The 12,099-nt window shown below is 71.0% G+C and carries 10 protein-coding genes; 8 read left to right on the plus strand and 2 right to left on the minus strand.

Annotation, left to right across the window (positions count from 1 at the left end; translation table 11 throughout):
* Positions 1 to 223 precede the first annotated feature (223 nt).
* Together rpe and ACFYQ6_RS26135 are read left to right on the plus strand one after the other, a co-directional pair.
* The gene (rpe, locus tag ACFYQ6_RS26130) at positions 224 to 907 is read left to right on the plus strand and encodes a ribulose-phosphate 3-epimerase (protein ID WP_361574211.1); all 684 of its coding nucleotides are present in this window, start codon (positions 224 to 226) and stop codon (positions 905 to 907) included.
* Between the two features lie 139 nt (positions 908 to 1,046).
* Positions 1,047 to 2,033: a sugar-binding transcriptional regulator gene (locus tag ACFYQ6_RS26135; protein ID WP_187327288.1), complete on the plus strand. Its 987-nt coding sequence runs from the start codon at positions 1,047 to 1,049 to the stop codon at positions 2,031 to 2,033.
* Positions 2,034 to 2,111: 78 nt separating this feature from the next.
* On the opposite strand, the gene ACFYQ6_RS26140 is transcribed toward ACFYQ6_RS26135, so the two are convergent.
* Positions 2,112 to 3,164, minus strand: a complete 1,053-nt coding sequence (locus ACFYQ6_RS26140; protein ID WP_361574209.1) for a terpene cyclase — start codon at positions 3,162 to 3,164, stop codon at positions 2,112 to 2,114.
* A 294-nt stretch (positions 3,165 to 3,458) separates the two neighbouring features.
* Here ACFYQ6_RS26140 and ACFYQ6_RS26145 point away from each other — a divergent pair, with 294 nt between their 5' ends.
* The 5 genes from ACFYQ6_RS26145 to ACFYQ6_RS26165 all read left to right on the plus strand — a co-directional run bounded on the left by ACFYQ6_RS26145 (position 3,459) and on the right by ACFYQ6_RS26165 (position 10,022).
* A complete protein-coding gene (locus ACFYQ6_RS26145) occupies positions 3,459 to 4,925 on the plus strand; it encodes a GuaB1 family IMP dehydrogenase-related protein (protein ID WP_361574207.1) in 1,467 nt (488 codons plus the stop codon).
* A gap of 246 nt (positions 4,926 to 5,171) precedes the next feature.
* Positions 5,172 to 6,629 carry an aldehyde dehydrogenase family protein gene (locus ACFYQ6_RS26150; protein ID WP_361574205.1) on the plus strand — a complete coding sequence of 486 codons (1,458 nt, stop codon included), beginning with the start codon at positions 5,172 to 5,174 and terminating at the stop codon, positions 6,627 to 6,629.
* 178 nt (positions 6,630 to 6,807) lie between these two features.
* Entirely contained in the window at positions 6,808 to 7,263 is a 456-nt protein-coding gene (locus ACFYQ6_RS26155) for an Lrp/AsnC family transcriptional regulator (RefSeq protein ID WP_356739758.1), read from the plus strand.
* 221 nt (positions 7,264 to 7,484) lie between these two features.
* The gene (locus tag ACFYQ6_RS26160; RefSeq protein WP_388765167.1) at positions 7,485 to 8,282 is read left to right on the plus strand and encodes a carbon-nitrogen hydrolase family protein; all 798 of its coding nucleotides are present in this window, start codon (positions 7,485 to 7,487) and stop codon (positions 8,280 to 8,282) included.
* Positions 8,283 to 8,330: 48 nt separating this feature from the next.
* Positions 8,331 to 10,022: an NAD(P)/FAD-dependent oxidoreductase gene (locus ACFYQ6_RS26165; protein WP_361574201.1), complete on the plus strand. Its 1,692-nt coding sequence runs from the start codon at positions 8,331 to 8,333 to the stop codon at positions 10,020 to 10,022.
* A 66-nt stretch (positions 10,023 to 10,088) separates the two neighbouring features.
* On the opposite strand, the gene ACFYQ6_RS26170 is transcribed toward ACFYQ6_RS26165, so the two are convergent.
* On the minus strand, positions 10,089 to 10,799 hold the full coding sequence (locus tag ACFYQ6_RS26170; RefSeq protein ID WP_361574199.1) for a DUF5995 family protein: 711 nt from the start codon (positions 10,797 to 10,799) through the stop codon (positions 10,089 to 10,091).
* Positions 10,800 to 10,920: 121 nt separating this feature from the next.
* Here ACFYQ6_RS26170 and ACFYQ6_RS26175 point away from each other — a divergent pair, with 121 nt between their 5' ends.
* On the plus strand, positions 10,921 to 12,087 hold the full coding sequence (locus tag ACFYQ6_RS26175) for a glycoside hydrolase family 6 protein (protein WP_388765170.1): 1,167 nt from the start codon (positions 10,921 to 10,923) through the stop codon (positions 12,085 to 12,087).
* Positions 12,088 to 12,099: the final 12 nt, after the last annotated feature.

Consider the following 12,099-nt stretch of genomic DNA (forward strand, 5'->3'; position numbering starts at 1 on the left):
CCGACCGCTGCTGCGGGCCCGCAGGGTTCGCCGGGCGGAGGCCGGAAGGGAAACGGTGAGGGCTGCGAGATCCACCTGCCCGCCGGTGCCGCCCCCCGGGTCAGGTCCGGGAGACGGAATCGCGGGGCGAAAAGGCCGGGATCGTGAGAACCGTAATGATCCCGTGAGGCTTTGGGGCGCACCGAGGCGGGGAAGTGGCGCGGAGCATGGCAGGCTTGGGTGCATGGCCCAGATCAACCCCAGCATCCTGTCCGCCGACTTCGCCCGCCTCGCCGAGGAGGCGAAGGCCGTCGAAGGCGCCGACTGGCTCCATGTCGATGTCATGGACAACCACTTCGTGCCCAACCTGACGCTCGGGGTGCCCATCGTGGAGGCCCTGAGCAAGGCCACGGACACCCCGCTGGACTGCCACCTGATGATCGAGGACGCGGACCGCTGGGCCCCGCAGTACGTCGAGGCCGGTGCGGGATCGGTGACCTTCCACGCGGAGGCCGCCGCCGCGCCCGTGCGGCTCGCGCGGGAGATCAGGGCCAAGGGGGCCCGCGCCTCCATGGCGCTGAAGCCCGCCACGCCCATCGAGCCGTACGAGGACCTGCTCCCCGAGCTCGACATGCTGCTGATCATGACCGTGGAGCCGGGATTCGGCGGGCAGGCGTTCCTGGACATCATGCTGCCGAAGATCCGCCGCACCCGTGAGCTGATCTCCAAGCACGGACTCGAGCTGTGGCTCCAGGTCGACGGCGGCGTCTCCGCCTCCACCATCGAGCGGTGCGCCGAGGCCGGCGCGGACGTGTTCGTCGCGGGTTCGGCCGTGTACGGGGCCGAGGACCCGGCCGAGGCGGTGCGTGCGCTGCGCGCGCAGGCGGACACGGCCACGGCCGCTGCCGCCTGGGCGTGCGGCCACTGAGACAAGAGCAGATGAACGCGGCCCGACGGGCCGGATCAAGGATCGCCGGATCTGACAGGATGAACGGCGTATCGGGCGTGTGAACAGCAGTGAGGAGATCGCGGTGTCTGGCATCTCGGCGGGTCGGTCAGCCATGCGGATGGGACCCGCGGAGCTGGTGCAGGCGGCGGCCATGGCCCGCCGGTTCTACCTCGAGGGAAAGTCGAAGATCCAGATCGCCGAGGAGTTCGGCGTCAGCCGCTTCAAGGTGGCCAGGGTTCTGGAGACGGCCCTCGAGCGTGATCTCGTACGGATCGAGATCCGGGTACCGGCGGAGCTCGACGCGGAGCGCTCCGACGCGCTCCGGGCACGCTACGGCCTGCGGCACGCTGTCGTGGTCGAATCCCCGGCGGAGGAGCAGGACGACGCCGCCGACCCGGAGAACCTCGGTGAGGTCGCGGCCGAGCTGCTCGGTGAGCTGGTGAACGAGGGCGACGTGCTGGGCCTGGCCTGGGGCCGCTCCACCATCCACATGGCGGCGGCCCTCGACCGGCTGCCGCCGTGCACGGTCGTGCAGCTGACCGGCGTCTACGACGCGGGGACTGCGGAGCGCGGCTCGGTCGAGGCGGTGCGTCGCGCGGCTCAGGTGTCCGGAGGCGAGGCGCACCCCATCTACGCCCCGATGCTGCTGCCCGACCCGGCCACGGCCGCCGCCCTGCGCCATCAGACGGGTATCGCACGCGCCTTCGAGTACTTCGACAAGGTGACGGTGGCGGCGGTCTCGATCGGGTCGTGGGAACCGGGCATCTCCACCGTCCACGACATGCTCTCGGACGAGGAGCGCGGCCACTACGCCTCGCTCGGTGTCGCCGCGGAGATGTCGGCGCACCTCTTCGACTCCGACGGCCGCAGGGTCGGCCGGGATCTCGGCGAGCGGTGCATCACGGTGGAGGCCGACCGGCTGCGCCGGATTCCCGAGGTGGTGGCCATCGCCGGTGGCCAGCGCAAGGCGGCGGCGATCGGCGCGGTGCTCCGCTCGGGTCTGGTCACCAGCCTCGTCACGGACACGGCGGCGGCCGACTACCTCCTGACGGAGTCCGCCGCGGGCCAGCGCCCGGCGCTGGAGCGGGCCGACCCCGACGACTGAGACGGATCAGGCCGGCCGAGCCGGACGGCACGGAGGCCGGGCACCCGCACGGGTGCCCGGCCTCCGCGCCGTCCGGCCTCAGCGGCTCTCGCCCGCCGTCTGCCGCGCGTGCTCCGCGCGCACGCCCAGTACGGCCTCCTCCAGATACGCCCCCGGCTCCGCGTACTGGCTGACGGCGTCCGGGTTGTAGCGCGGGGTCTGCCGCGACCAGTCGAGATTGCCCCGCATCCAGCTCCGCATGCCGTCGAGGTAGGGCACGAGCACCCCCGCGAGCTGCGGGTACAGCTCGAGCAGCTCCTCCTCGGCCGTGAGGAACCGTTCCGTCTCGGTGGCGATCTCGGCGCACACGTGCTCGAGTGCCTGCTGCTTGCCGTAGCCCCGGTGGTGCCGGACCAGGTGGACGAGGTTGTGGATCTCGCCGAGCACCTGCTCCTTCTCGTAGGAATAGACGTCGTTCGCCCAGCACACGACGTTGCAGGAGGCTTCCAGCGCCGTGATGAAGCGGGGATCGTTGTGGACCCACTCGGGCGCGCCGATGCCGGCCACGATCTCGATCAGGTCCATGCAGACGTGGATGGCGCCGGTGTGCCTGCGCCGGGTGATGTAGGTGGCCTCGGACGGCACGACGTCGGCGGCGCGGTTGCCCGCCTCCCAGGTGGTGGCCGTCGTCAGATAGGCCATGAGGTGCCACGAGAACCGGCTGCGCCAGTGCGGAGCGGCCTTGGGGACCGTACGTTCCCACAGGTCCATCAGGGCCACGACGGCGGCGGGAGCCTCCTCGCCCGGCAGAAGGCCGGGAGCGGTGCCCTCGACCACGGCGCGCATGCGTTCGACCACATGGCGTACCCGCTCGGGGTCACGTCCGAGGTGGCCGTCGTCCAGCTGGTCGTCGACGAGGAAGAGCCAGACGAACCAGTCGGCGACCAGATCGAGATGCTCCCCGTTCGCCGTCGGGTAGACCATGCCGACGAATGCGCCGAAGTCGGCCTGCTCGAACCGTTCTCTGGCAGCCTCCCGGTGGACCAGGCCGGTGCGTCGTGTCCATGTGTCGAGGTGCTCGCGGGTGTGTTCCACGTGCGGATTACTCCGCTGGGGGAACGGGCAGTAGATGTCCGGCAGTTCGCTCTCCACAGGCAGACCCCACATCCTCTCCGGTCGAGCGCGTGGCAGGTGTTCCGGCGGACGGGCGGCGTTGCCTTTACCGCAGAGACCTGCGAATTTGAAGCTACCTGACCCTTCGTCACCTGGTCCAGGGATAATGATCGGGAGTGCTCGAATCCTGTTCGGGTAAGGTCCCTGGGTAAGGCAGGGTTCCACTTGCCCGGTCCCCGAAGCGGCTCCTTGGAGGAACCGACGAACGAGGGGGCGCATTGCTGTGTCTTCGTGGAAGCGACCTGCACCGATTCGTATGAAAAAATGGGTGTTATGCGTTTTCTTGAACCCGGCACCGGTCGTTACACGGCCTCCCCCTCGGTCCCGTACGACCTGACGTACGACGACGTCTTCATGGTCCCCGGCCGTTCCGCGGTCGGATCCCGCCAGGCCGTCGACCTCTCGTCGCCCGACGGCAGCGGCACCACCATCCCCCTCGTCGTCGCGAACATGACCGCCATCGCGGGCCGCCGGATGGCCGAGACCATCGCCCGGCGCGGAGGACTGGTGGTCATCCCCCAGGACATCCCGATCGAGGTCGTCACTGAGGTCATCGGCTGGGTCAAGAAGCGCCACCTCGTGCTCGACACGCCGATCGTCCTGGCCCCCGGCCAGACCGTCGCCGACGCGCTGTCGCTCCTCCACAAGCGGGCCCACGGAGCCGGTGTCGTCGTCGATGCCGAGCACCGGCCGGTCGGCGTCGTCACCGACCACGACCTGAGCGGTGTCGACCGCTTCACCCAGCTGTCCGAGGTCATGTCCAAGGACCTCGTCGTGCTCGACGCGGAGATCGACCCGCGCGAGGCCTTCAACAGGCTGGACGGAGCCAACCGCAAGCTCGCTCCCGCGGTCGACGCGGACGGGCGGCTCGTCGGCATCCTCACCCGTAAGGCCGCGCTCCGCGCGACGCTCTACACCCCCGCGACCGACGCGAGCGGCAAGCTGCGCATCGCGGCCGCGGTCGGCATCAACGGCGACGTGGCCGGCAAGGCCAAGCAGCTCCTCGACGCCGGCGTCGACACCCTGGTGGTGGACACCGCGCACGGCCACCAGGAGTCCATGATCAGCGCCGTCGCCGCCGTGCGCGCGCTCGACCCGCAGGTGCCGATCGTCGCGGGCAACGTCGTGGCGGCGGAGGGTGTACGCGATCTGATCGAGGCGGGCGCCGACATCATCAAGGTCGGTGTGGGCCCCGGCGCGATGTGCACCACCCGGATGATGACCGGCGTCGGCAGGCCCCAGTTCTCCGCCGTGCTGGAGTGCGCCGCCGAGGCGAGGAAGCACGGCAAGCACGTCTGGGCCGACGGCGGCGTCCGGCACCCGCGCGATGTGGCCATGGCCCTGGCCGCCGGTGCGTCCAACGTCATGATCGGGTCGTGGTTCGCGGGGACGTACGAGTCGCCCGGCGACCTCCAGCAGTCCGCCGACGGGCGGTACTACAAGGAGTCGTTCGGCATGGCCTCGGCGCGTGCGGTCAAGAACCGCACCTCGGAGGAGTCCGCCTACGACCGTGCCCGCAAGGGGCTCTTCGAGGAGGGCATCTCCACCTCGCGGATGTTCCTCGACCCCACCCGTCCCGGTGTGGAGGATTTGATCGACTCGATCATCGCCGGCGTGCGGTCCTCCTGCACCTACGCGGGCGCCGCCTCGCTGGAGGAGTTCGCCGAGAAGGCGATCGTGGGTGTGCAGAGCGCCGCCGGTTACGCGGAGGGCAAGCCGCTGCACGCCAGCTGGAGCTGACGGCCCGGCGGCTGTCGGCCGCCCCGCCCCACAGGTGCCCCTCCCGGGAGTCTCCCGGGAGGGGCACCTGTTTCTGAACGCAGTCGACATCTTTACGGCAACGACCGTCGACTTCTGTACGACAACGATCGCTGGGCGACCGTTCGTCTTCACGTATGAGCGAGCCGGACTTCCCTCAACGTGGTTGAACGGTAAGTAATATGAGCGCCAATCAATGGCCCCCTCGTCTCTGCGGTAAGGGATCTCATGACCTTCTTCACCGAACTGGCCCAGCAGTACATCGACGGCGAGTGGAGGCCGGGGAAGGGATCCTGGGACATCATCGACTTCAACCCCTACAGCGGGGAGAAGCTCGCCTCGATCACCGTCGCCACGGCGGGCGAGGTCGACCAGGCCTACCGGGCCGCCGAGCGAGCCCAGGAGCAGTGGGCGGACACCAACCCGTACGCCCGGCGGACCGTGCTGGAGAAGGCGCTGCGCGTCGTCGAGGAGCGCGAGGCCGAGATAGCCGAGGCGATCGTCGCGGAGCTCGGCGGCACCCGGCTGAAGGCGGGCTTCGAGCTGCACCTGGCCAAGGAGTTCCTCCGTGAGGCGGCCCAGCTCACGCTGCGGTCCACGGGTCAGATACTCCCCTCGCCGACCGACGGCAAGGAGAACCGCGTCTACCGGGTGCCCGTGGGCGTCGTGGGCGTCATCAGCCCCTTCAACTTCCCCTTCCTGCTGTCCCTCAAGTCGGTCGCGCCCGCCCTCGCCCTCGGCAACGCCGTGGTCCTCAAGCCGCACCAGAACACCCCGGTCTGCGGCGGCACGCTCATAGCCAGAGTGTTCGAGGAGGCGGGGCTCCCCGCCGGGCTGCTGAACGTCGTGGTCACCGACATCGCCGAGATCGGGGACAGCCTGCTGGAGCACCCCGTCCCGCAGGTGATCTCCTTCACCGGCTCCGACAAGGTCGGCCGGCACGTCGCGACGGTCTGCGCCGCCAACCTCAAGCGCGCGGTGCTCGAACTGGGCGGCAACAGTGCCCTGATCGTCCTGGACGACGCCGATGTGGACTACGCCGTCGACGCCGCGGTCTTCAGCCGCTACATCCACCAGGGCCAGGTCTGCATGGCGGCCAACCGCATCCTGGTGGACCGCGCGGTGGAGCAGGAGTTCACCGAGAAGTTCGTCGCCAAGGTCGCCTCCCTGCACGTCGGGGACCCTGCCGACCCCGCCACCCACATCGGCCCGCTGATCAACTCCTCGCAGGCCGAAGCGGTGTCCAGGCTCGTCGACGAGACCGTGGAGGCCGGCGCCACGGCACTGCTGCACGGACGGGCCGAGGGCAACGTGGTGAGCCCGTCCGTACTGACCGGCCTCGCCGCCGATTCCCCCGTGCTCCAGCAGGAGATCTTCGGCCCCGTGGCCCTGCTCGTCCCCTTCGACGGCGAGGACGAGGCCGTCCGGATCGCCAACGACACCCCGTACGGGCTGAGCGGCGCGGTCCACACCGCGAACGTCGAGCGCGGCGTACGGGTGGGGCAGCGGATCCGCACCGGCATGATCCACGTCAACGACGGCACGGTCCACGACGAGCCCATCGTCCCCTTCGGCGGGGAGAAGAACTCGGGCCTCGGACGGCTGAACGGCGACTCGATGCTGGAGGCCTTCACCACGCAGAAGTGGATCTCGGTCCAGCACGGACGTTCGCAGTTCCCCTTCTGACCCACCTCCCCACGGCGGGCGCGCCCCGCGCGGCGGACCCACTCCCCGCGGCGGCGCGCCCTGCGCGGCGGACCCACTCCCCGCGGCGGCGCGCCCCGTGCGGCGGACCCGTGGTCTACTTCGGGGGCGGCCCTCGCCGCCCCCGAACCGTCCGTCGCAGAGAAGTGACCCACCCGAAGTGCGCCTGAACGACCTCGACGAACGCATCGTCCACGCCCTCGCGGAAGACGCCCGACGCTCCTACGCGGACATCGGCGCGCTCATCGGACTCTCCGCACCCGCGGTCAAACGCCGAGTGGACCGGCTGCGCGCCGAAGGCGCCATCACGGGTTTCACCGTGCGGGTCGACCCGGCGGCACTCGGCTGGGAGACCGAGGGCTTCATCGAGATCTACTGCAGCCGCAACACCGCCCCCGAGGCGATCAAGCGTGGTCTGTCCGCCTACCCGGAGGTCGCGTCCGCCTCCACCGTGACCGGCGACGCCGACGCGATCGTGCAGGTCTTCGCCGCCGACATGCGGCACTTCGAGCAGGTGCTGGAGCGGATCGCGGGCGAGCCGTACATCGAGCGGACGAAGTCCGTGCTCGTGCTCTCCCCGCTCCTTCGGCGCTACACCTCGGGCCCGCCCGCCTGAGCCCGCCGCCCCTCGGCCCACGGGTGGCCGGGCGGAGCGTACCGAGACCGAAATCACTCGCCTGACCTGCGATGACGCGGCACGCAACGAATCTTCGCGCAGCGGCCCGGGCGCGCAACGGATCGACGGTGAACGCGCAACAAACGCGTCTTGTCGGCCGTGCCGCCCGCGCCGTACCTTCGATACGTCTCCCACCCCACCCGTCCCGCCCGAGGTCAGCCATGCCGCCGTTGCGTACCGCCCTGCTCCAGAGCTCAGGACGTCCCGGCTCCGTGGCCGACAACCTCGCGACCCTGGACGAGGCCGCCGGGCGTGCCGCGTCCGCCGGCGCCCGGCTGCTGGTCTGCCCGGAACTGTTCCTCACCGGGTACGCCGTCGGCGACGCGCTCCCCGAGCTCGCCGAACCCGCCGACGGCCCCGGCGCGCGGGCCGTCGCCGACATCTGCGTACGCCACGGGCTCGCCGTCCACTACGGCTACCCGGAGCGGGAGGGCGCGCGGCTCTTCAACGCGGCCCAGCTGATCGGCCCCGACGGCGCCCGGCTCGCCGCCTACCGCAAGACCCACCTCTTCGGCGCCTTCGAGCAGAAGTGGTTCACCCCCGGTGAGCGTCCCGTGGTGCAGGCCGAGCTGGACGGCGTACGGATCGGACTGCTGATCTGCTACGACGTCGAGTTCCCGGAGAACGTCCGCGCCCACGCCCTGGCCGGGACCGAGCTGCTGCTCGTGCCGACCGCGCTGATGCACCCGTACCCGTTCGTCGCCGAATCCGTCGTACCGGTCCGCGCGTTCGAGAGCCAGATGTACATCGCCTACGTCAACAGGACCGGCAGCGAAGGCGAGTTCGAGTTCACCGGGCTGAGCTGCCTCGCCGCCCCCGACGGTGCCGTCCGCACCCGCGCCGGCCGGGGCGAGGAGCTCGTCCTCGGCGAGGTGGACCCCGGCCTGCTCGCCGCGTCCCGCGCGGCCAACCCGTATCTGCGGGACCGCGTACCCGGTCTGTACGGCTCCCTCGTCTGAGCCCCGCCCCGTCATCCCCACGCTTCCCCCGCTAGGAGTCCGCACCCCATGACGTCCACGGTGCCCAACGCCGTCCAGCACACCGACGCGCAGCCGCCGATCACCATGTTCGGGCCGGACTTCCCCTACGCCTACGACGACTTCCTGGCCCATCCGGCGGGCATCGGGCAGATACCGGCGACGGAGCACGGCACCGAGGTCGCCGTCATCGGCGGCGGGCTCTCCGGCATCATCACCGCCTACGAACTCATGAAGATGGGCCTGAAGCCGGTCGTCTACGAGGCCGACCGGATCGGCGGCAGGCTCCGGACCGTCGGCTTCGACGGCTGCGACCCCTCGCTGACCGCCGAGATGGGCGCCATGCGCTTCCCGCCCTCGTCCACGGCGCTCCAGCACTACATCGACCTGGTCGGGCTGGAGACGAAGCCGTTCCCCAACCCGCTCTCCCCGGCCACCCCGTCGACCGTCGTCGACCTCAAGGGTGAGTCCCACTACGCGCGCACCATCGACGACCTGCCCCCGGTGTACCGCGAGGTGATGGATGCCTGGAACTCCTGCCTGGAGGAGGGCGCCGACTTCTCCGACATGAACCGCGCCATGCGCGAGCGCGACGTACCGCGCATCCGGGAGATCTGGTCCGAGCTCGTCGAAAAGCTCGACGACCAGACCTTCTACGGCTTCCTCTGCGGTTCCGCGTCCTTCTCCTCCTTCCGGCACCGCGAGATCTTCGGGCAGGTCGGCTTCGGCACCGGCGGCTGGGACACCGACTTCCCCAACTCCATCCTGGAGATCCTCCGCGTCGTCTACACCGAGGCCGACGACCACCACCGCGGGATCGTCGGCGGCAGCCAGCAACTGCCGCTACGCCTCTGGGACCGTGAGCCGCAGAAGATCACGCACTGGCCGCTCGGCACGTCGCTGTCCTCCCTGCACGGGGGGCAGCCGCGCACCGCCGTGACCCGCCTCGACCGCACGGCCGGGAACCGGATCACCGTCACCGACGCCACCGGCGACATCCGTACCTACCGGGCCGCCGTCTTCACCGGACAGTCCTGGCTGCTGCTCTCCAAGATCGCCTGCGACGACGCTCTCTTCCCCATCGACCACTGGACGGCGATGGAGCGCACCCACTACATGGAGTCGTCCAAGCTGTTCGTGCCGGTCGACCGTCCGTTCTGGCTCGACAAGGACGCGACCACCGGCCGGGACACGATGTCCATGACGCTCACCGACCGGATGACCCGGGGGACCTACCTCCTGGACGACGGACCCGACAAGCCGGCCGTCATCTGCCTCTCCTACACCTGGTGCGACGACAGCCTGAAGTGGCTGCCCCTCTCGCCGGAGGAGCGCATGGACGTCATGCTCAAGTCCCTCGGCGAGATCTATCCGGGTGTCGACATCCGCAAGCACGTCATCGGCAACCCGGTCACCGTGTCGTGGGAGAACGAGCCGTACTTCATGGGCGCGTTCAAGGCCAACCTGCCCGGGCACTACCGCTACCAGCGCCGCCTGTTCACCCACTTCATGCAGGACCGGCTGCCGGCCGACAAGCGCGGCCTGTTCCTCGCCGGCGACGACATTTCCTGGACCGCCGGATGGGCCGAGGGCGCCGTGCAGACGGCACTCAACGCCGTGTGGGGCGTGATGGCCCAGTTCGGCGGCACCACCGATCCGACGAACCCGGGGCCGGGCGACGTCTTCGACGAGATCGCGCCGGTCGAGCTCCCGGAGGGCTGAGACCACCCGCCGCCCCGGCCACGGGGCCGGTTCCTCCTCGGCAGGACGCTGCCGGGGAGGAACGTATCAGCGGCACGGAGTCAGCAGGAAGCGGCCCACCAGCCCGGCCCCCGCGTCCATCCGCACCCTGAACTCCTCGGCCAGGAGCGGCAGCCCACGCAGACGCCACAGCACCCCGGCAGCGGTCCACGACGCCTCACGGGCCCGCTCCAGGCTCCAGGCACCCGCCAGGTGGGTCAGCGGATCGGCGATCTCCAGCAGATCGGGACCGGGCATCAGATCGTCGCGGATCCGCTCCTCCAGCATCACGAGGAGATCGCCCACCCGGTCGAACTCCTCCTCCAGGTCCGCCGGAGCGCAGCCGAGCGTACGGCAGGTGTCCACGACGGCCAGCGCGAGATCGTGCCCGATGTGTGCGTTGATACCGGCCAGGGCGAACTGCAGCGGGCGTACGCCGGGATGGCGGCGGAACTGGAACAGCGGGCGCCAGCACGCCGGCGGACTTCCGCCCGCGGCGGCCGTGTCCACCGCCGTCAGATAGCGCAGGGCGAACCGGACGTCCAGTGCGGACACGGCCTCGACGTCCCCGAACGCCCCGTCCGTCAGGTGCCGGCCGAGCGTCTCCGTGACCGTCAGATACACCTGGTTGAACACGCCCAGCCCGTCACCCGGGGGCCAGTCGGAGCGGAACGCGCGCATCCGCTCGATCACCGCGCCGACGTCGGACACCGTGCCGGCCGCGCCGGCCGGAATTGCGAACTGCTCGATCCGGTCCATCCGGGCAGCGTCCCAGCCATAGGCTCGCCACGGCGCCGACGGGCCGGAGACTTCATCGGAACGGACGAACAGCGGGCGCCGGAGGAGAGGACGAGGGGTGCCGGGTGTACGGGCGGAGCGCATGAGCGAGGCGAGGCGCCGCAGGGGCGCCGCACGGCGTCACACCATGGCCGTGCTGGCGTCGGCCGTGGTGGTGGCCGGCGCCGCGACGGGGGTGATGGCCGCCGCCGACGGGGACGGGGGACGCCCGGTCGCGCGGCCCGACGCCGGCGCGTCGACCGTGCTGGGACCGCTGCCCGCCGCGCCCACACCTTCCGTCCTGCCGTCGCCCTCCGGGCCGGCCTCGGCCGCACCGGAACCCACCCGGACGGCCCGCGCGAGCACGGCCCCGGCCACGGCCGGGCAGCCCTCGCGGCGTGCCGAGCGGGCCACCGGTCTCTACCGCCACCCCCGATCCCAGGTCCTGGACTGGGTCGACGCCCACCGGAGCGATCCGCGCCGCCCTCTGATCGAGTCCAGGATCGCTGCGCGGCCCGCGGCCGTCTGGTTCCCCGCCCACAACCCGGGTGCCGTGACCGGACAGGTCCGCGCCGTGACGGCCGCCGCGGCGGCCGCGGGGCGCACTCCCGTCCTCGTGCCGTACGCCATCCCCGACCGTGACTGCGGCGGTGCGTCCGAGGGCGGAGCACCCGGACTCGGCGCGTACGACGCGTGGATGGAGGACTTCGCCGCCGGTCTCGGCAACGGCCCGGTGATCGTGATCCTGGAGCCGGACGCCATCGCCCTGTCGGACTGTCTGTCGGCCGCCCAGCGGGCGGCCCGCTTCGCCTCGCTGGCCCGCGCGGGCCGTACCCTGCACGCCGCCGCCCCGCGGGCCAAGGTCTACTTCGACGGCGGGCACTCGGGCTGGCACACCGCCGCGAAGCAGGCGGCGGCGCTCAGGGAGGCGGGAGCGGCGACCAGCGGCGACGGCATCTTCACGAACGTGTCCAACTTCCACACCACCGCGGACGAGACGGCTTACGCCCGGCGGGTGCTGGCCGCGCTCGGCGGCCCGCCCGGGCTGGGCGCCGTCATCGACACCAGCCGCAACGGCAACGGCGCTCTGAAGGCCGGTGAGTGGTGCGACCCGGCCGGACGGGCCCTGGGCAGGGCCCCCACCACGGACACCGGCGCGGCCGGGATCGACGCGTATCTCTGGGTGAAACTGCCGGGGGAGTCCGACGGCTGCAAGGGCTCGGCCGGATCCTTCACCCCTGACTACGCCTACGAACTGGCCACCGGCTGAGCGCCACGGCCG

The sequence above is a fragment of the Streptomyces sp. NPDC005494 genome, from assembly GCF_042872025.1.
In the GTDB taxonomy this organism is placed as follows: domain Bacteria; phylum Actinomycetota; class Actinomycetes; order Streptomycetales; family Streptomycetaceae; genus Streptomyces.